Raw genomic sequence first — 19,258 nt, forward strand, 5'->3', positions numbered from 1 at the left:
TGCGGCTGTAGCTCAGTTGGATAGAGTACTTGGCTACGAACCAAGGGGTCGTGGGTTCGAATCCTGCCAGCCGCGCCACTCATTCCGGTGTTTTCGTTTGGAACGAAGGCATCGAGCGCTTAACCACAAGCGCGTCGAAGTAACATAGCAGTACCGTTTTGCGTGCGGCTGTAGCTCAGTTGGATAGAGTACTTGGCTACGAACCAAGGGGTCGTGGGTTCGAATCCTGCCAGCCGCGCCATTTTTCGAAGGGCCTTCCATACGGAAGGCCCTTTTCGTTTGGCGCGGCGCAAATCGAGTGAGGCACCCAACGGCAGAGCACTCCACGGCAGCGCCAAGCGCTGTGCCGGATGAATGAGCCGCTCACCACTAAGTGGAGTGCGCGGTGCCACAGTGGCTAATCGCACCTAACCCGTACTGCCTATGCGGCCGACACTTAAGCGATTGCCGCTGCTAGGGCAAGTGCGATCGCGCCGGGCATGCTGCGGGCGGTGTGAAAGCTCCTTTCTTTGCATGGGACCAGCGTAAGGCGCCAAAGCGCCAACTCTGGCCGACAGCGAAGAAAATCGGCCCCGCCTCGGCGAGGCGCAGCCTAATAAACCGACACGAAGCAAGCGCCGCGGGGCCGCGCCGCAAGGCACAAGAAAAAACTCAAGGCCGCGGCGCCGACCTGACATCGCCGATCCGCCCTTCAGGCACGGGGACATCCCCCGTCGTACTGACAGCACTTTGCTCACCAATAGATTCGGCCTGAGTTCCAAGCAACGTCTGGGGATGCCGTAGATAAACATCCTCGACGGACTCACCGAAAGCGTGCCGCACGAACGCCCGCAGCAGCGCGATGCGCAACGACGGTCCCCGCCCCTCCACCGGCTGCCCATCCGCACCGAAGGTCACGGTACATTGCACTTCGCCCCGCCCGTGATCGCTCATCTCGAGCCGGCAGGCGCGCTCGAGGACGACAGAAGCCGCCTCCCAGGAAGTCGACGGCAAGAACCGCCCGTCCCATGCCTTCCCGCGATCATTGCCGCGAATGGAAAGCGTCTCCCCACTATCGGTGAAGTAGATTTCTCGGATGAAGTCATGCAGCCCTCGCGCGACCCAGTAGTCGAGCGTGGCGCCTTCGAGATCGGATGTATTCATTGCGGCGCTTCCCATGCTTTCAGTCGAATGACAATGACAAAAGGCATGCACGCCGCGTTCCCGCGCCGCTCAGTAGTCGGCGCGTTCGCGGTCGACACGCATGCCGCCGTCCTGATTGCGATGATGCGGCTCGTCGCTCGGACGCTCCCGCGCGATGCGCATCACGTCGTGGTTGGTGCGCACGCGGCGCATCACGTTGGCGAGGTGCACGCGGTCGCTCACCTGGATCACGAAACGCAGCAGCTTCGCTTCCTGCGAGACGTCTTCGTCCATCGCGATATGGACGATGTTCGCGTCCGCCGACGTGATGTCCGCCGCGACGCGAGCAAACACGCCCTTGGTGTTCCTGACGAGCACCTTGACGGCGACATCGAACAGGCGGCCCGGCTGCGGCGCCCACGCGACGTCGATCCAGCGGCCCGGATCGCGCCGATGAATGCGTTGGGCGACGCGGCATTCGGTCGTGTGAATCGCCATGCCGAGCCCGATGCCGATATAGCCCATGATGTTGTCGCCGGGAATCGGACGGCAGCACGGCGACAACTGCACCGACATGCCTTCCGTGCCCGTGATCACCACCGGCGGCGCGGTGTTCGTATGGTGATGCTCGCGATGCGGATGCTCGTCATCATCGGCGATGCCGTTCATCAAGACTTCGATGCGCTTCGCCATCACCGCCGCGACGCGCCGGCCGAGACCGATGTCCGCGAAAATTTCCTGGCGAGTCTTGTTGCCGGTCCACTGCACGAGCTTTTCCCACACTTCCGGCGTGACTTCGGAGAGCGCGAGGCCATAGCCCTTCAGACTTTGATCGACGAGCCGCTCGCCAAGTTGCACCGACTCGTTCAGGCGCATCGTCTTGAGATAGTGACGAATGGCCGAGCGCGCCTTTCCGGTGCGTACGAAACCGAGCCACGCCGGATTCGGCTTCGAATACGGCGCGGTGATCACTTCGACGATATCGCCGCTCTTCAGCTCCGTGCGCAGCGGCAGAAGCTCGTTGTTGATCTTCACCGCGACGCACTGGTTGCCCAGGTCGCTGTGGATCGAATACGCGAAGTCGAGCGCGGTCGCGCCGCGCGGCAGCGGCATGATCTTCGACTTCGGCGTGAAAACGTAGACCGCGTCCGGGAACAGATCGATCTTGACGTGTTCGAGGAATTCGCTCGAATCGCCGGCTTCGCTCTGAATGTCGAGCAGCGACTTCAACCACTGATGCGCGCGCTTCTGCACATCGTTGAGATCCGCGCCGCCGTTTTTGTAAAGCCAGTGCGCCGCGACGCCCGCTTCGGCGATTTCATGCATCTTGCGGGTGCGAATCTGAAACTCGATGGGCGCGCCGAACGGCCCGACGAGCGTCGTGTGCAACGACTGATAGCCGTTGACCTTCGGAATCGCGATGTAATCCTTGAACTTGCCCGGCACGGGCTTGTAGAGCGCATGCAACGCGCCGATGCATGTGTAGCACTCCAGCGCGCTTTCGACGACGACGCGAAAGCCGTAGACGTCCAGCACCTGCGAGAACGACAACTGCTTGTCGCGCATCTTCTTGTAGATGCTGTAGATGGTCTTTTCGCGGCCGGTGACTTCCGCGCAAATCTTTGCATCCGCGATGGTGCGCTGCACCGCTTCGAGAATCTTGCCGACCACTTCGCGCCGGTTGCCGCGCGCCGCCTTCACCGCTTTTTCGAGCGTGGCGTAGCGGTTCGGATTGAAGTTCGCGAAGCTCAGGTCCTGCAGTTCGCGATAGGTATTGTTGAGACCGAGCCGATGTGCAATCGGCGCGTAGATGTCCAGCGTTTCGCGCGCCACGCGCCGCCGCTTTTCCGGCGGCACCGCACCGAGGGTGCGCATGTTGTGCAGCCGGTCCGCGAGCTTGACGAGAATCACGCGGACGTCGCGCGCCATCGCGAGCAACATCTTGCGGAAGTTTTCCGCCTGCGCTTCCTCGCGATTGCGGAACTCCATCTTGTCGAGCTTCGACAAGCCGTCGACCAGTTCCGCGACTTTCGCGCCGAAGCGCTCCGCGATTTCGGTCTTGGTCACGCCCTGGTCTTCGATCACGTCGTGCAGGAGCGCCGCCATGATCGATTGTGCATCCAGCTTCCAGCCCGCGCAGATTTCGGCGACCGCCACCGGATGCGTGATGTACGGCTCGCCGCTCTGGCGATACTGCCCGAGATGCGCTTCGTCGCTGAAATGGAACGCCGCCTTGACTTCCTTGATCTCGTCGGCCGAGATATAGCTCGCGAGCGCGTTCGTCAGGTTCGCGATGGAAACGACATCGTGCTTGCGCGGCTGCTCGGGCGTCGCGGTCGGGCCGAACAGGTGGCGAAACGACTGTTCGAGGACCGCATCGATGTACTTGCGCGCGGCGTGCGGCTTGTCGGCGTCGAGAAGCGCGTCCTGATCGATCTCGGGATCGGTCTGGGTCTCGATCTCGGGGTCCACTGACGCGGAGACGGGCAACGGTGTCTGACTCAAGTTCGCCTCCGTGTTCGTGTGACGCGCCGCTTGACGATCTGTCGCGCCGGTTGCAGGAAATGAAACGCGTGTGATGCGATAAGACGTTGAAGCCGGACGTTGAAGCCGGCGGCCCTTAGACGGGCACCTTCTTCAGCATTTCGACGCCGACTTGCCCCGCTGCGATTTCGCGCAGCGCGACGACGGTCGGCTTGTCGCGGCTTTCGATCTTCGGGGTGTGACCTTGCGCCAGCTGGCGCGCACGATACGTTGCCGCGAGCGCCAGCTCGAAGCGATTCGGAATTTGTTTCAGGCAGTCTTCGACGGTAATGCGGGCCATGTTTGTTTCCTTCTCAATATGAGTTTTATTCTACCTTATGTGACCGATACGCCCCGGCCACGGCTCGCGTCACGACGCGTGCGAGGGATGAATGCCGAGGTCGACGAAAAGCTGCGTATGACGCGCGTATTGAGACGTGAAGCGCAGGCGCGTCGCCGTGACGAGGCATTGCAGTTCGGTGAGCGCGCGATCGAAGTTCTCGTTGATGACCACATACTCCGCCTCCGATGCATGCGCCATCTCGCTGCCCGCCGCGAGCAGGCGTCGCACGATCACTTTTTCGGAGTCCTGTCCGCGCTTCTTGAGCCGGTCTTCGAGCGCATCGAGCGACGGCGGCAGAATGAAAATCTCCACCGCGTTCCGGAACTGCTTCTTGACCTGTTGCGCGCCCTGCCAGTCGATTTCGAGCAGCACGTCGTGGCCCATCTTCATCTGGTCTTCGATCCACAGGCGCGAGGTCGCGTAGTAATTGCCGTGGACCTCGGCGCTCTCGAGGAACTCGCCCTTGTCGTGCCGTTCCATGAAGTCTTCGACCGACACGAAGTGATATTGCACGCCGTTGGTTTCCATCGGACGCGGATCGCGCGTGGTGTACGACACCGACAGGCGAATGGCCGGGTCCTGGGCGAGCAGCGCGTTGACGAGCGTGGACTTGCCCGCGCCCGACGGCGCGACCACCATGAACAGGTTGCCGGGATAGACGCCCGTATAGTTGCTATGCGAGCGATGTGTGGTGTTCGGCATGATGTTGCGTTACTCCAGATTCTGTACTTGTTCGCGCATCTGTTCGATGAGCAGCTTGAGCGTCATCGATGCATCCGCGAGTTCCTTCGCGGCCGCCTTGGAGCCGAGCGTGTTCGCTTCGCGATTGAGCTCCTGCATCATGAAGTCGAGCCGCTTGCCGACCTTGCCGCCCTTCTGCAGCACGTGGCGCGTTTCGGCGAGGTGCGCGGTCAGCCGCTGCAACTCTTCGGCGATGTCGATACGAATGCCGTACATCGTCACCTCCTGACGGATGCGCTCGGCAATCTCTTCGCGCGGCACGCTCGTCGTCGCGGCGTTCTCGGCAGTCGCGATGCCGAGCGCATCCTGCAATCGCTCGACGATCTTCTGCTGATGCTTGGCGATGAGTTCCGGCACGAGCGGCGTGATGCGCGCGACGATCGCTTCCATTTCCGTCACGTTGCTGACGAGCACGTTGCCAAGCGCCGCGCCTTCACGCGCGCGCACGTCGATGAGATCGGCGATGGCCTGCTTGCCGCACGCGAGCACCGCTTCGCGCAGCGTTTCCGGCGACACCGAGCTTTCCGCCAGCACGCCCGGCCAGCGAAGAATCTCGCCGGTGCGCATGCGCTCCGCATCGGGGAAAACGTCGAGCACCGCGCGCTCGAGCGTCGCGAGTTGCGTGAGCGCATCGCGATTGAGCGCGCCCGCGTTCGCCGTCTGCTCGACGCGATTCAGGTTGATGCGAATATCGACCTTGCCGCGCGAGAGCTTCGTCATCAGCATTTCGCGCAGTTGCGGTTCCGTCGCGCGCACGTCTTCGGGCATGCGGAAATTCAGGTCGAGAAAGCGCGAATTCACCGTGCGCAATTCGACCGATACGCCGACGCCCGAACCGCCCGCGCCATTGGGTCCCGCGCCATTCGCGACGACTTCCCGCGTCGCGCTGGCATAGCCTGTCATGCTGTAGATCATGGTCCGTCCCGCGATGTGAGCCTTGCTTGCGAAGGCCGGTTCAACGAAACGCCCGGCGTGTCTGAAGGTGCATTGGGATGGGCACGCGCGTGCCGCCGGGCGATGAATCGGCATTATCCCATTTTTGCCGCGCGGGCCGCCCGGAAAGGCGCGCCCGAAACATCCGATCCCCGCCGCGCCCGGCAACGCCACCCGTTGAATGACGATAAAATTGCTTCACCCGGCGCGCTCGGATTCGAAGCCGCGCCTGACCTCTCTTACTGCGGATCACCATGACCGACTCTCCCCTGCTGAAGCCTTCCATTCCACGTCCGAGCGGCCGTCGCGACAATCAGTTGCGCGATGTTCGCATCACGCGGCATTACACAAAGCACGCGGAAGGATCGGTGCTCGTCGAGTTCGGCGATACCAAGGTGATCTGCACGGCGAGCATCGCCGAGCGCGTGCCTGCGTTTCTGAGCGGACGCGAGCAAGGCTGGCTGACCGCGGAATACGGCATGCTGCCGCGCGCGACGCACACGCGCAGCGACCGCGAAGCCGCGCGTGGCAAGCAGACGGGCCGCACGCAGGAAATCCAGCGTTTGATCGGCCGCGCGCTGCGCTCGGTGTTCGACCTGAACGCGCTCGGCCCGCGCACGCTGCATATCGATTGCGACGTGATCCAGGCGGACGGCGGCACGCGCACGGCGAGCATCACCGGCGCGTTCGTCGCCGCGCACGATGCGGCAACGAAGCTGCTGGCAAGCGGGCGCATCGCGCAATCGCCGGTGAAGGACTTCGTCGCTGCGATTTCGGTCGGCATCTTCGATGGATCGCCGGTGCTCGATCTCGACTACGAAGAAGACTCGCAATGCGATACCGACATGAACGTCGTGATGACGGGCGCAGGCGGTTTCGTCGAGGTGCAGGGCACGGCGGAAGGCGCGCCGTTCTCGCGTGACGAAATGAACGCGCTGCTCGATCTCGCGGATAGCGGAATCAGGGCGCTGATCGCGAAGCAGAAGGCCGCGCTGGAGATCGAAGGTGTCTGATACGCACGGCATGAAGCGCGTGGTGCTCGCGTCCAATAACGCGGGCAAGCTGCGCGAATTCGCATCGCTGCTGGGGGCGGCGGGCATCGAACTTATCGCGCAGGGCGAGCTCGGCGTGCCGGAAGCGGAAGAGCCCCATGCGACGTTCGTCGAGAATGCGCTGGCGAAGGCGCGTCACGCGTCGTCGCTGACGGGCCTGCCCGCGCTCGCGGACGACTCCGGCCTCTGCGTGCGTGCGCTGAACGGCGCACCCGGCGTCTATTCGGCGCGCTACGCGATGATCAACGGCGGCGAAAAAAGCGACGCCGCCAACAATGCGCGGCTCGTCGCGGACCTCGCGAGCGAGACCGACCGCCGCGCTTACTATTTCTGCGTGCTCGTGCTGGTGCGGCATGCGAACGATCCCGAACCGCTCATCGCGGAAGGCCGTTGGCATGGCGAAGTAATCGATGCGCCGCGCGGCGCGAACGGCTTCGGCTACGATCCTTATTTCTTTCTGCCGACGCTCAACGCGACGGCCGCCGAACTCGAGCCCGCACGCAAGAACGCGCTGAGCCATCGTGCGCTCGCGCTGCGTGATCTGCTGCAACGGCTGAAGGAACTGGCGTGAGCACGGGACCGAAGACGATCAATGTCGTTCAGGCGTTCACGTCGCCGGGAAGCATCCGGCTCACGTCGCTGCCGCCGCTTTCGCTTTATGTGCATTTTCCGTGGTGCGTGCGCAAGTGTCCGTACTGCGATTTCAACTCGCACGAATCGAAGGACGATACCTTCCCCGAAGACCGTTATCTCGATGCGTTGCGCGCCGATCTCGAAAGCGCGTTGCCGCTCGTATGGGGACGTCAGGTCCATACCATCTTCATCGGCGGCGGCACGCCGTCGTTGCTCTCGGCGAAGAAGCTCGATCGCTTGTTGTCCGATGCCCGCGCCCTGCTCCCCCTCGACGCCGACGCGGAGATCACGCTCGAAGCCAACCCGGGCACGTTCGAAGCCGAGAAGTTCGCGCAGTATCGGGCAAGCGGGGTGAATCGCCTGTCGATCGGCATTCAGAGCTTCAACGAGGCGCATCTGAAGGCGCTCGGGCGCATCCACGATGCGACGCAAGCCAGGCGCGCGGTGGAGATCGCCGGGAAGCACTTCGACAACTTCAATCTCGATCTGATGTTCGCGTTGCCGCAGCAGACGCTCGCCGAATGCCGGCAGGACATCGAGACGGCGATTGCGTTCGCGCCGCCGCATCTGTCGCTGTATCACCTGACGATGGAGCCGAACACGCTCTTTGCGAAGTATCCGCCCGCCTTGCCCGACGACGATGCCGCCGCCGACATGCAGGACTGGATTCACGAGCGCACGCGAGATGCGGGCTACGAGCGCTACGAAGTATCGGCGTATGCGAAGCCGCATCGGCAGAGCCGGCACAATCTGAACTACTGGCGTTTCGGCGACTATCTCGGCATCGGTGCCGGCGCGCATACCAAGCTGTCCTTTCCGCAGAAGATCGTGCGGCAGGCGCGCTTCAAGCATCCGTCGACGTATATGGATCAGGCGTTGTCGTCCGGGCAGAGCGCGGTTCAGGAAGAGCGTGAAGTCGGTCCGCGCGATCTGCCTTTCGAGTTCATGCTGAACACGCTGCGGCTGGTCGAGGGTTTTCCGGTGCACGCGTTCGTCGAGCGCACGGGCCTGGCGATGTCCGCCATCGAGCCCGCGCTCGTCGAAGCGGAGAAGCGCGGACTCATCACGCGCGATTTCGAGCGCATTGCGCCGACCGAACTCGGCCAGCGGTTTCTGAACGATCTGCAGGAGCTGTTCCTGAAGGATACGGACCGTTGAGCGCGCCGACGATGGCGCCCGGCTCGGTGATGCGGCATCGTCCGTTCGCGCTTTTCTGGAGCGCGCGGGTGATGTCGTCGGTGGCGTTTCAGATGATGTCGGTCGCGATCGGATGGCAGGTCTATTCGATCACGCACAGCGCGTTTGCGCTCGGGCTCGTCGGGCTCGCGCAGTTCCTGCCGATGTTCGTGCTCACGCTCGTGGTCGGGCATGTGGCGGATCGCTATGACCGGCGCACCATTGCGTACGTCTGTCAGACGATCGAGGGCATCGCGGCGCTGGTGCTGTGCTTCGGGGCGTGGCGCGGCTGGGACCACGTCGGGCCGATCTACGCGATCGCGATGATCACCGGCGCTGCGCGCGCATTCGAATCGCCATCGATGGCGGCGCTGCTGCCGAATCTCGTCGCGCGCAACCAGTTGCAGCACGCGAGCGCGTGGTCGACATCGGCGAATCAGACCGCGCAGATCCTTGGCCCGGCGATGGGTGGCCTGCTTTACGGGCTCGGCGCGTCGACCGTTTATGGCGCGGTGACGGTCGCGTTCATCGTCGCGGCTTGCGCGGTCGGGGCGATCCGCATCGACGAAGCCGTCCGCATGCGTGCGCCTTTGTCGTTTGCGGCGTTGTTCAGCGGGATCGGCTTCATTCGAAGCAAGCCGGTGATTCTCGGTGCGCTGTCGCTCGATCTCTTTGCGGTGCTGCTTGGCGGCGCGACGGCGCTGCTGCCCGTGTTCGCGCGTGACATCCTGCATACCGGTCCGTGGGGGCTGGGCGTGTTGCGGGCCGCGCCGGCGGCGGGCGCGTTGGCCGGATCGATCTGGCTTGCGCATTTTCCGCTGCGACGGCGCGCGGGGACGGCGCTTTTCGGCGGCGTGATCGCGTTCGGCATCGCGACGATCGTGTTCGGGCTGTCGAGCAATCTCTATGTGTCGCTGATCGCGCTGGCGGCGCTGGGCGCATCGGATGTGATCAGCGTGGTCGTGCGCATGTCGCTCGTTCAATTGCAGACGCCGGACGAGATGCGCGGACGCGTCGGCGCGATCAATTCGCTTTTCATAGGGACGTCGAACCAGCTCGGCGAATTCGAATCGGGGATGACGGCGGGCCTGTTCGGCGCGGTGCCGGCGGTGCTGATCGGGGGTATCGGCACGATTGCGGTTGCATTGCTGTGGATGCGGCTTTTCCCCGCGCTGAAGGCGACGCGCACGCTGGAAGGCTGAGCGTTTCTTCCGGCTGGCGAGTTGCGCTACAATACGCGCCTTGCTGGAGGTGTGGCCGAGCGGTTTAAGGCACCGGTCTTGAAAACCGGCGAAGGAGCGATCCTTCCGTGAGTTCGAATCTCACCGCCTCCGCCAGCGACAGAACAAAGGCCCCGTCAGTCAAGTGACTTACGGGGCCTTTTCGCAACCGGCCTTTCAGCCGATCAGACAAGGCGCTCAACGTTGAACGGCTACAGTGCTCGCCCTCACCGTCTGCGAAAGCGCGAAAAACTGTTCCGACGAAAGCGCCCTTCCGTCGTCAGCGAACCCCGTTCGAGCCTGCGCATGCATGGTGGTCACGACGCTGTCACAGCGCCGCTCGGAAAGACGGAGCGACCGCGAGTCCGGATCATGCTCCACCGCAACAAGTTCGGCGTCGTGAAAATTGGGTGCATCGGCAAGGGTTTGAACGGGCGTGAATCTGGAAGTAATCATCCGCTGGTCAACGGAAGAGTAGTGAGCGGCGCCCGCAACTATCTTTCCCGGTGAAAGAACTTGACGCTCCATTTCTGGGCGTGCGATACGCTTTGTTCATGGTCATGATCGAAGTCGAGGTCCACAACCGCTGCCATCGCTCACATACAACCGCATCCTGTTACTGCCGGTGCAATGTTAGCTTTGTGTTCTCACTGGTTATGAGAGTCGACTTCGACCGACCGCATCCTGTCGAATTCAACCGTTGCCTCGGCGCCGAGCGACGCGGAGATTCTTGCGATCTTCTTCATGGGCCAGTTATCACCCCAGGGATGCGCCTCCTCCAATGCCTTTCGTGCCACTGCGTATTCAGTCGAGGACTCCGTCAGTAGCGTCAAACTGTAGACGACGTTCTGAGCAACGAATCCCTCGACGATGAAACGAGTAGCCCCTTCGAAGTAGATGCTGGCGCGGCGTTTCTTGAAGTCGTCGCAAAGTTGAATGGTTAACTCATGAGTCCCCATATCCAGCGAGACGCCGACCCGGAACCAATCATGGAACGATTGCATACATCCTCTTAATAGGACCAAGGGCTAAAAGGAACTACGTCGTATCCGGTATCGCGGCCCCCGGTTCCCCACTTATGCGCGTGCGGCCGTAAGCCGTTGTGGACATGATCGAAATCCAGATCAACTACGGGCCTGCCGTCAGAACCATAGAGCCGCATTTGACCGCTGCCGGAGTTCGTGTACCAGCTTCCCGGTTCCCCGAGATTCGGCGTCTTTGCAACGTCCCACACGTCACCGTCTGGCATGTCCGGCGAATATTCGAACGGCTGGGCGTCTGCAAGCGGTGTAACTTCTGACAGGCTCGATGGCTCATCGACCTCCTGGGGCATTCGCAGCCCCCCGCCGTACTTTTGAACCGCTCGGATTGCGCGGTAATCGCCTGCGGCTTGCGCCGGTCTTCCTGAATTGACTTCACGCAGACTCGCAAGTCATCGGGCGTCGGCACGAAAATCGAATCGCCTCGCGTCACCGCTTCGCGCACGGCCTGCGCGATCTCCCTTGTTTCCCGCCATACCCAATGCGGAAAGGACCTATCGGAGCGACCGAGCGCCGAACGCAAGTCAGAGTCGGAGCTCGATAATCGAATCACGGTGAAACGGTTGAGGAATGCGTGGCGGGCGACTCTCATGGCTATGGTGATAGCGTCTATCTCTTCGCGAGTCACTTCCGTGGCATTCCGGTTTGTGCAAAAACAGTAATGGCTAGCCGGAAAAAACATACGTGGATTTCTCACGCTGAGATAAACCGATCGATGAATGCTCTGCCAAAACAGATATGTGTACCGGTTGTTTTCGTCGTGAATGCCGTAGTCCGGACCAAGGTGAAACATTGCGTTCCTTACCTCTCCGCTGTCTTGAAAGAGAGCGTCAGAAGTACCACAAAACGGCGAAACGAAACCAGTGCGTTATTCTGAAAAGCCAATGGGGTAACGTTTCCAATAAGGACCGCGCTGCGAAGCAGCGTAAAAAGATGCGCCTGAGTCGGGTTCGTTGATTGAAGCGCTCCCGTTGCCTTCTCAGCTCAGCTCGCGGGCATCGGCAATCGACCTATGAGGATACGTGCCCCTGCACGCCCGCATGCGATGCATTCGCTTTGGAACGCCCTCGCCTGCGCTCTATCTAACACGCCTCCATTCCTTACGCGGAGCACCGTGCATGAAATTTCCAAGCGGCATCCCGGCAATTCTTCTCGCGCTCGCGCCGCTCGCCATGGCCCCGTCCACCCGCGCCGAAGAAACACCCAACGCCCAATGGCGCGCATCTGAAACAACGCTCTTCGACCTCATTCAGAACGGCTACACGATGGTCAGCACGACGAGCGTCGCCGCGCGCAGCACGGGGCTGCCCGAAGACACCTACCTCCTGCAAAAGACAAACAGCGTCTATCGCTGCGTGGAAACGCGCGCGACCGATTCCGCCGCCACGCGTTCCATCACGCCGCTGCGCTGCGCCGAACTGGTCAAGCCGTACCGCGACTGATGCGGACCTCGCGTCAGTTGTCGTCCGTCCTGACAGGACGCTCGTGCGGCGCCGGCTCGGCCTTGTCGGCATCGGGAACGGATGCGTTCTCGTCCGGTGACGGCGGGGGTTGTTGCTCAGGCGCGCCGTTGGAAGGGGGATCGTTAGCGGGTGACATGGCATTCTCCCAAGAGGCACGGGGCGCCTCGCCCCTACCTTAGCACCGCACCGGCGCTGCGCTCAACCCACCGGCGGCTCGCCTTCGCCCGGCTCTTTCCCCGGCTGGTCGTTCGGCGCCTGCTTGCGACCTGCATCGTCACGCTCCGGCAGCTTGCTCTTCTCGTTGTCGCTATGCTCGGCGGGCTGCGCGTCTTCAGGCCGATTCGCTTCGCTGCTCATGACTCCCTCCTTTCTCCGTTCGATGGTGAACCATCGATAGCAAGTTATGCACCCGTCGACGCCACCACCGACTACTATTGAATCATCGCGTCACCCGTTCTTTCGCTCATGTTCGCCATATTCCTGCGACGGTCGGGCATCTGCCTCGCGTCGATGCTCCTTCTCGCGACCACCGCCTGCACCATCACGCCGCCGCCGGGCGTGCTGCAGGCGCGCGCCACGGCGCCCGCCACACCCGCGCCCAGCCCGACACTCGACGACTACAAGGCGCGCATCGCCGAGCGCATCTTCGAGCGCAATCCGTCGCTCGTGCTGCGTGGCACGCCGCAGGCGATGCTTCGCTCCTTCGTCCTCGTCTCGTTCACCGTCGATCGCAGCGGGCGGGTGGTGCACTCGTCGGTGTATCGCACGAACGGGGACGATGAAGCCGAAGCCACCGCGCTCGCGTCGCTGCGTCGATCCGCGCCGCTGCCCGCGCCGCCCGCGCGGCTCCTGAACGGCAGCGGACAGATCGAGCTTTTCGAAGGATGGATGTTCAACGACAACGGCCAGTTCCAGCTGCAGACATCGCACTCGCCGCAAGCGACGACCATCGATTAGCGCGCGCCGGCGAACGAGTTGGCGCTCCCCGCGCCCGGTCGATATAATTTTTGACACCCCTGCCGGCTCCACCGGCACCGCCTTCGCCGCGCGCCGACCCCGCGCGCCGTGCGAAGCGCCCATGCGGCCACGCCGCACCGCCTCGCGCACCACTCCCGCGCAGCACGAGGCATCGTATCCAATCCCTATAAAAGCATGACCGAGCGCCATCGTCCATGTGCCGTCGATGCGCGCAACAGCGTTTCATGAAACGGAGACACCATGTCCTCAACCCCGCTTTCCGCCGAAAATTCCGGCGATAAAGCCCAAAGCACCTCGCGCGTGATCTTCGCGAGCTTCATCGGAACCGCGATCGAGTTCTACGACTTCTACGTGTACGCGACCGCCGCCGCGCTTGTCATCGGACCGGTGTTCTTCCCGCACGGATCGCCGGCGGCGCAGGCGTTGTCGGCGTTCGTCACGTTCGGCATCGCGTTTCTCGCGCGTCCGGTCGGCTCGTTCCTGTTCGGGCATTTCGGCGATCGCGTCGGGCGCAAGTCGACGCTCGTCGCCTCCCTGCTCGTGATGGGCGTTTCCACGACGCTCATCGGCTTCGTGCCGGGCTACGATTCCATCGGCAGTCTTGCGCCCGTGCTGTTGTGCATCCTGCGCTTCGGGCAAGGCATCGGGCTCGGCGGCGAATGGGGCGGCGCGGCGCTGCTCGCGACCGAATATGCGCCGAAGGGCAAGCGCGGTCTCTTCGGCATGTTTCCGCAACTGGGGCCATCGGTCGGGTTCCTGGCGTCGAACGGATTGTTCTTCGGGCTCGCCCTCTCCCTTTCCGACGAGCAGTTCCGCAGCTGGGGCTGGCGCGTCCCGTTCATCGTCAGCGCGGTGCTGGTGGCGCTCGGCCTCTACGTGCGCCTGAAAATTGCGGAAACGCCTGCGTTCCGCGCCGCACTCGAGCGACAGGAGCGCGTGCGCGTGCCCATCGCGACGCTGCTCGGCCGCCATCTCGGGCCGACGCTGCTGGGCGCGCTCGCGATGGTCGTCTGCTACACGCTGTTCTATATCTCGACGGTCTTTTCGCTGTCCTACGGCGTCGCGACGCTGCACTTCTCGCGCGAAAAGTTCCTCGGCCTGCTGTGCTTCGCCGTGCTGTTCATGGCGATCGCCACGCCGATTTCCGCCATCGCCAGCGACCGCTTCGGCCGCAAGCCGGTGCTGGCCGTCGGCTGCATCGCGGCGATCCTCTCGGGCTTCGCGATGTCGCCGTTGCTCGGCAGCGGCAACACGGCTTACGTCGCGCTCTTCCTGGTGATCGAACTGTTCCTGATGGGCGTCACCTTCGCACCGATGGGCGCGCTTCTGCCCGAACTCTTCCCGACGAACGTGCGTTACACGGGCGCGGGCGTCGCCTACAACCTGGGCGGGATTCTGGGCGCATCGGTGGCGCCGTATATCGCGCAACTGCTCGCCAATCGCGGCGGGCTGGCGTGGGTCGGCGCTTATGTGTCGGTGGCGGCGGCGGTGAGTCTCTTCGCCGTGCTGGCCATGCGCGAAACGCGCGATATCACGCTGGAGTGATCGGAGCCGATACGCTCAGCGCTCGCGCCGCCGGTCGACGGCATGCGCGGGCGCCGGCCGCTGCTCGATGACCGGCAGCCGCCGCGCCGGTTTCGCGCCGGCGCGCGCCGCCTCTTTCGCTCGGACCGCCTTCGCCGCCTTGCGATCCGCCCAAACGCGCGCGAGCCATAGCAGCACGCCGACGGCGAGCGCATCGGCGGCGAGCCCCGCGAGCCAGTGCGACGGCGTCCGTCCAAGCTGATCGACGCCCATCACGCGCAGCGCCGTATCCAGCACGAGCGACACGCAGGTGCCCGCGATGAAGCACACGAGCCCCTGCTGCCCCACCGTGACGACGCCCGGCAGCCTGCGCGCGAGGTCGCCTATCCATCCTCGATACACCGCCCGCGCAACGATCCACGCGACGACCGCGAAACTCACGATGCGCAGCGTCGCGAGGTTCTGCTTCATGTATCCCGGCGGCGCCTGCGTCTCGAGAAAGAGCTTGGCGAACGCAAACGTCAGCGCGAACGCGACCGCGACGCACGTGAGCCAGCGCGCGGTCCGGCTCGCGTGAAACGTGGCGCTGACCGGCTGCGCGCGCGCCAGCACGCCCGCCACGAACATGAGCTGCCAGGCAAAAGGGTTGAAGGACCATGCCTGCGCATACGATGCCGGCAGCGCATGCGCGAGCGGCGCGGCGGCGAGCCACAGCAGCAGGCTCCCGAACATCACGGCGACGGGCCTGCGTTGCGCGAGCGGCGCGGCGACCGGCACGGCAAGGGCGAAGAGCGCATACATCGGCAGCACCGACGACAGATACGGCTGCTGACGCAACGTCGCGACATCGAGCATCAGGCCGAAGGGACGCCCGAGCAGCGCAGGCCATTCGGTGTACTGCAGCATCGGCGAATCGATCCGAAGGAACATCAGGAGCGCGCCGCAGAGCAGCATCAGCATCGCCGTCAGAAGATACGCGCGATAGATCTCCCAGCTTCGTCTGAAAAAGCGTCGGCGAGCGGCCGGGTTGCCACGGCGAGTCGCGAGCGCCGTGTAAGCCGCCGCCGACGCATAACCGCCAAGAAAGACGAAGACTTCAGCGGAGTCGCAGAACGCGTAGCGATGCAGCGTGAAGTGCGACAACACGCTTCCCGATATATGGTCGACCGCGATGACCAGCAGCACGATTCCCCGGAAGAAATCGACTTCGAGAGAACGTGTGGTCGGGGAAGTCATCGATCGGAAGCTCCAACGGACTGCGGTCGGGCGCGCCTCTCAGGGACGATTGCGCGCATGCGGGTTGGTAACCGGCCTTGCTGAAAGATTCCCTGAAATGCGTGCATCAAAGCTAACACCTGAACGCCGTCCGCAATGTGGCGGGAATATGGCGTTTCTGCCGGTTTGCCGCTGAACGCGGCGTGCCTATACTCGATCGAAGCAAGGCATTCAACGGGGACCACCATGCGCCTCTTTTTTCAAACCTCGCATCTCGTCGCGATGATCGCCATCGCGCTGTCCGTCGCCCTCCTGCTTGCGATCCGGTTCCGCCCCGCGACATGGCGCGGGGTCGTGTGCGAAGCGGTCATCGCCAATCTCGGCGCGATCGCAGCAGTCGTTGCTTTCGAAGTACTTACGGCTTGATCGATCGAGCGAAGAAGTTCGAAAGTCGATTGAACTTCCATCACAGGGTCTAGTCCGAACGTGTAATGCCGCGCTTGCCGACGAATCTCTTCCGGCGCGCGCGGCGCTCTTCTCCTCTCCGCTCCTGCTTTGTGGGAGCGTTTCCTGGGCGCCCGGCGAAAGCCTCGCGCCTGTTCTTTTTTCTGGCGGTCTTTCGCTTCTCGCGCGGCGCGCCATCGTTTATGAGATGGTCGTTATAATCGGCGCTCCTTCGAAAGCGACGGCTAACGCATGCTCCGAGCGCTCCGCTCCCTCTCGACCCTCACCACGCGCCGCACGCGCAGTCTCTGGCGGCGCTACGGCATCTTCTGGCTGGGTGCGATCCTCGTCGGTCTCGTCGCGGTGTACTACGCGCGGCTCATCGACTGGGGCTACGACCTTTTCATGCACTATCGCGCCGGGCATCCGTGGCTGCCGCTCATCGTGACGCCGGCGGTCGCGGCGCTGTGCGTCTTTCTCACGCGCAGTTTCTTTCGCGGCTCGGAAGGCAGCGGCATCCCGCAGGTCATCGCCGTGCTGCATAGTCCGACATCGGCGGCGGCAGGCAGGCGGCTGCTGACGCTGAAGATTCTCGCGAGCAAGATCGCCGTCTCGTTCATCGCGATTCTCGGCGGCTTCACGATCGGACGCGAAGGACCGACCGTGCAAGTCGGCGCGGCGCTGATGTTCAACATGCGGCGCTTCTATCCGCGTTCGAATTCGCTGATCGAACGGCAACTCGTGCTGGCGGGCGCGGCGGCCGGCTTGTCGGCGGCGTTCAACACGCCGCTTGCGGGCATCGTGTTCGCGATCGAGGAACTCACGCGCAGTTTCTCGACGCGCGCAAGCGGCGTGCTGATCACGGGCATCATCATCGCGGGTATCGTCGCGCTGGGGCTGAACGGCAACTACACGTACTTCGGCACCATCGACGTCGGCGCGCACTTTCCCAGTCTGCTCGCGGTGGCGGTCGTCGTCACGGCGGTCATTACCGGCATTGCGGGCGGCGTCTTCTGCTGGCTGCTGCTCAATACGGCGAAATGGATTCCCGCGCCGCTGCGCACACTGCACGCGTCGCGTCCGGTCGTCTTCGCGGCGCTGTGCGGGCTCGTCATCGCTGTAGTGGGCGTCGTGTCGGGTGGCACGACGTTCGGCAGCGGCTACGCGGAAGCACGCGGCCTGCTCGAAGGACGCGAGCATCTGTCGGTGTTTTATCCGCTGCTGAAAATGGTGTCGATGATCGGCTCGTATCTGCCGGGCATCCCCGGTGGCATCTTTGCGCCGTCGCTCTCCATTGGCGCGGGCTTCGGCAACGTGATCCACATGCTCTTCACCGACATGCCGTTGCCGATGCTGATCGCGCTCGCGATGGTCGGCTATCTCGCCGCCGTCACGCAGTCGCCGATCACGGCGTTCGTCATCGTGATGGAGATGATCAACGGCCACGCGCTCGTGATCTCGCTGATGGCGACTGCACTCATCTCGAGCCGCGTGTCGCGCGCGTTCGCGCCGCCGCTCTATGAAGCGCTGTCGGAGCGCTATCTGACGCCTGTGGCGCCGCAAGCGCCATCGCCGGAAGTGCCGGAAGCCGAAGAGACGCGCGTCGAAAAACGGACGTGAATCGCGGCACGCAAACGATAGCGCGCAAAAGCAAAAAGCCAGGTTCCAACCGATCCTGGCTTTTTTCATTTGGCGACGCCCCGCGCCAAGCGGATGACGCCGCGCGATGCGCGAAGGCGCGTTACGCCTGCGGAATCTCGATCTTCACTTCCAGCACTTCGAGATCGTCCTGACGTTCGAGGCTCACTCGAATATCGTCATCGGAAATCTTCACGTACTTCGAAATCACGGCAACGAGTTCCCGTTGCAACGCCGGCAGATAATCGGCGGCGGCTCTGCCACCCGCGCGCTCGTGCGCAATGATCAACTGCAAGCGTTCCTTCGCGACCGTAGCGGACTTCTTTTTCTCGCCCAGCAAAAACGAAAGAATCGACATTGCGTCCCCTTACTTGGTGCCGAAGATGCGTTGCAGCAGGCCAGGCTTCTGGTAGTCAGTGAAACGCAGCGCCTTTTCCTCGCCGAGGAAACGCGACACCACGTCCTTGTAGGATTCCGCGACATCGGTGCCGTCGAGATGCACGGCCGGCAGACCCTGGTTCGATGCATGCAGCACCGCTTCCGATTCCGGAATCACGCCGATCAGCTCGATACGCAGGATTTCCTGGATGTCGTTGAGCGACAGCATCTCGCCTTCCGACACGCGCTTCGGGTTGTAGCGTGTGATGAGCAGGTGTTCCTTGACGGGCTCCTTGCCTTCCATCGCGCGCTTCGTCTTCGATGCGAGAATGCCGAGAATGCGGTCCGAGTCGCGCACCGACGACACTTCCGGATTCGTCACGATGAGCGCTTCGTCCGCGAAGTGCATCGCCATCAGCGCGCCGGATTCGATGCCCGCGGGGGAATCGCACACGATGTACTCGAAGTCCATCTTGATGAGTTCGTCGATGACCTTCTCGACGCCTTCGAGCGTCAATGCGTCCTTGTCACGCGTCTGAGACGCCGGAAGGATATAAAGGTTCTCGCATTTCTTGTCCTTGATGAGCGCCTGGTGCAGGTTCGCTTCGCCCTGAATGACGTTGATCAGGTCGTACACGACGCGGCGTTCACAGCCCATGATGAGGTCGAGGTTGCGCAGACCGACGTCGAAGTCGATCACGGCCGTCTTGTGGCCGCGAATCGCGAGCGCCGATGCGAAGCTTGCGCTGGTGGTCGTCTTGCCGACGCCGCCCTTCCCCGAAGTCACCACAATGATTTTTGCCATACAAGTACCTTGTGTTCGTCAATAGGTCCG

At 63.1% G+C, this 19,258-nt stretch carries 20 protein-coding genes and 3 tRNA genes; 12 read left to right on the plus strand and 11 right to left on the minus strand.

Features of this window, described 5'->3' with window-relative positions:
• The first annotated feature begins 1 nt into the window (after nt 1).
• Nucleotides 2-78 (plus strand) — tRNA-Arg (locus P9220_RS00360).
• A gap of 86 nt (nt 79-164) precedes the next feature.
• A tRNA-Arg gene (locus P9220_RS00365) sits at nt 165-241 on the plus strand.
• 410 nt (nt 242-651) lie between these two features.
• Here P9220_RS00365 and P9220_RS00370 read toward each other — a convergent pair.
• From P9220_RS00370 to P9220_RS00390, 5 genes are all read right to left on the minus strand, one after another.
• Nucleotides 652-1,143, minus strand: a complete 492-nt coding sequence (locus P9220_RS00370; protein WP_309763052.1) for a phage protein NinX family protein — start codon at nt 1,141-1,143, stop codon at nt 652-654.
• Between the two features lie 69 nt (nt 1,144-1,212).
• Complete coding sequence (locus tag P9220_RS00375; RefSeq protein ID WP_404980450.1) at nt 1,213-3,558, minus strand: RelA/SpoT family protein; 2,346 nt, start codon at nt 3,556-3,558, stop codon at nt 1,213-1,215.
• 184 nt (nt 3,559-3,742) lie between these two features.
• Nucleotides 3,743-3,946, minus strand: coding sequence for a DNA-directed RNA polymerase subunit omega (gene rpoZ / locus P9220_RS00380; protein WP_006025620.1), 204 nt, complete (start codon nt 3,944-3,946; stop codon nt 3,743-3,745).
• Nucleotides 3,947-4,015: 69 nt separating this feature from the next.
• Entirely contained in the window at nt 4,016-4,690 is a 675-nt protein-coding gene (gmk, locus tag P9220_RS00385) for a guanylate kinase (RefSeq protein ID WP_309763053.1), read from the minus strand.
• A gap of 9 nt (nt 4,691-4,699) precedes the next feature.
• On the minus strand, nt 4,700-5,644 hold the full coding sequence (locus P9220_RS00390; RefSeq protein ID WP_309763054.1) for a YicC/YloC family endoribonuclease: 945 nt from the start codon (nt 5,642-5,644) through the stop codon (nt 4,700-4,702).
• 290 nt (nt 5,645-5,934) lie between these two features.
• On the opposite strand from P9220_RS00390, the gene rph reads away from it, so the two are divergent.
• The 5 genes from rph to P9220_RS00415 all read left to right on the plus strand — a co-directional run bounded on the left by rph (nt 5,935) and on the right by P9220_RS00415 (nt 9,860).
• Complete coding sequence (gene rph, locus P9220_RS00395) at nt 5,935-6,675, plus strand: ribonuclease PH (protein WP_309765322.1); 741 nt, start codon at nt 5,935-5,937, stop codon at nt 6,673-6,675.
• Between the two features lie 10 nt (nt 6,676-6,685).
• A complete protein-coding gene (gene rdgB, locus P9220_RS00400; protein ID WP_309765323.1) occupies nt 6,686-7,285 on the plus strand; it encodes an RdgB/HAM1 family non-canonical purine NTP pyrophosphatase in 600 nt (199 codons plus the stop codon).
• The gene (gene hemW, locus P9220_RS00405) at nt 7,282-8,505 is read left to right on the plus strand and encodes a radical SAM family heme chaperone HemW (protein WP_309763055.1); all 1,224 of its coding nucleotides are present in this window, start codon (nt 7,282-7,284) and stop codon (nt 8,503-8,505) included. The genes rdgB and hemW overlap by 4 nt, the downstream gene beginning before the upstream one ends.
• A gap of 11 nt (nt 8,506-8,516) precedes the next feature.
• Complete coding sequence (locus P9220_RS00410) at nt 8,517-9,725, plus strand: MFS transporter (protein ID WP_309765324.1); 1,209 nt, start codon at nt 8,517-8,519, stop codon at nt 9,723-9,725.
• Between the two features lie 45 nt (nt 9,726-9,770).
• Nucleotides 9,771-9,860 (plus strand) — tRNA-Ser (locus P9220_RS00415).
• A 530-nt stretch (nt 9,861-10,390) separates the two neighbouring features.
• On the opposite strand, the gene P9220_RS00420 is transcribed toward P9220_RS00415, so the two are convergent.
• The gene (locus P9220_RS00420) at nt 10,391-10,747 is read right to left on the minus strand and encodes a hypothetical protein (protein ID WP_309763056.1); all 357 of its coding nucleotides are present in this window, start codon (nt 10,745-10,747) and stop codon (nt 10,391-10,393) included.
• Nucleotides 10,748-11,901: 1,154 nt separating this feature from the next.
• Here P9220_RS00420 and P9220_RS00425 point away from each other — a divergent pair.
• Nucleotides 11,902-12,225 (plus strand): hypothetical protein, encoded by a 324-nt coding sequence (locus tag P9220_RS00425; protein ID WP_309763057.1) that lies wholly within the window; start codon nt 11,902-11,904, stop codon nt 12,223-12,225.
• 13 nt (nt 12,226-12,238) lie between these two features.
• On the opposite strand, the gene P9220_RS00430 is transcribed toward P9220_RS00425, so the two are convergent.
• Together P9220_RS00430 and P9220_RS00435 are read right to left on the minus strand one after the other, a co-directional pair.
• Nucleotides 12,239-12,382 carry a hypothetical protein gene (locus P9220_RS00430; protein WP_309763058.1) on the minus strand — a complete coding sequence of 48 codons (144 nt, stop codon included), beginning with the start codon at nt 12,380-12,382 and terminating at the stop codon, nt 12,239-12,241.
• Between the two features lie 62 nt (nt 12,383-12,444).
• On the minus strand, nt 12,445-12,603 hold the full coding sequence (locus P9220_RS00435; protein WP_309763059.1) for a hypothetical protein: 159 nt from the start codon (nt 12,601-12,603) through the stop codon (nt 12,445-12,447).
• A 108-nt stretch (nt 12,604-12,711) separates the two neighbouring features.
• On the opposite strand from P9220_RS00435, the gene P9220_RS00440 reads away from it, so the two are divergent.
• Nucleotides 12,712-13,203 carry a TonB family protein gene (locus P9220_RS00440; RefSeq protein ID WP_309763060.1) on the plus strand — a complete coding sequence of 164 codons (492 nt, stop codon included), beginning with the start codon at nt 12,712-12,714 and terminating at the stop codon, nt 13,201-13,203.
• Between the two features lie 261 nt (nt 13,204-13,464).
• Entirely contained in the window at nt 13,465-14,769 is a 1,305-nt protein-coding gene (locus P9220_RS00445) for an MFS transporter (RefSeq protein ID WP_309763061.1), read from the plus strand.
• 15 nt (nt 14,770-14,784) lie between these two features.
• On the opposite strand, the gene opgC is transcribed toward P9220_RS00445, so the two are convergent.
• On the minus strand, nt 14,785-15,984 hold the full coding sequence (opgC, locus tag P9220_RS00450) for an OpgC domain-containing protein (protein ID WP_309763062.1): 1,200 nt from the start codon (nt 15,982-15,984) through the stop codon (nt 14,785-14,787).
• Between the two features lie 225 nt (nt 15,985-16,209).
• On the opposite strand from opgC, the gene P9220_RS00455 reads away from it, so the two are divergent.
• Nucleotides 16,210-16,389: a hypothetical protein gene (locus P9220_RS00455; RefSeq protein WP_309763063.1), complete on the plus strand. Its 180-nt coding sequence runs from the start codon at nt 16,210-16,212 to the stop codon at nt 16,387-16,389.
• Nucleotides 16,390-16,659: 270 nt separating this feature from the next.
• Nucleotides 16,660-18,027: a chloride channel protein gene (locus P9220_RS00460; protein WP_309763064.1), complete on the plus strand. Its 1,368-nt coding sequence runs from the start codon at nt 16,660-16,662 to the stop codon at nt 18,025-18,027.
• Between the two features lie 121 nt (nt 18,028-18,148).
• Here the strand turns inward: P9220_RS00460 and minE are convergent, their stop codons facing one another.
• Nucleotides 18,149-18,403, minus strand: a complete 255-nt coding sequence (minE, locus tag P9220_RS00465) for a cell division topological specificity factor MinE (RefSeq protein ID WP_049655730.1) — start codon at nt 18,401-18,403, stop codon at nt 18,149-18,151.
• Between the two features lie 9 nt (nt 18,404-18,412).
• Entirely contained in the window at nt 18,413-19,228 is an 816-nt protein-coding gene (gene minD, locus P9220_RS00470; protein WP_309763065.1) for a septum site-determining protein MinD, read from the minus strand.
• Between the last annotated feature and the right edge of the window lie 30 nt (nt 19,229-19,258).

This window comes from Caballeronia sp. LZ016 (genome assembly GCF_031450805.1).
Taxonomy (GTDB): Bacteria; Pseudomonadota; Gammaproteobacteria; order Burkholderiales; family Burkholderiaceae; genus Caballeronia.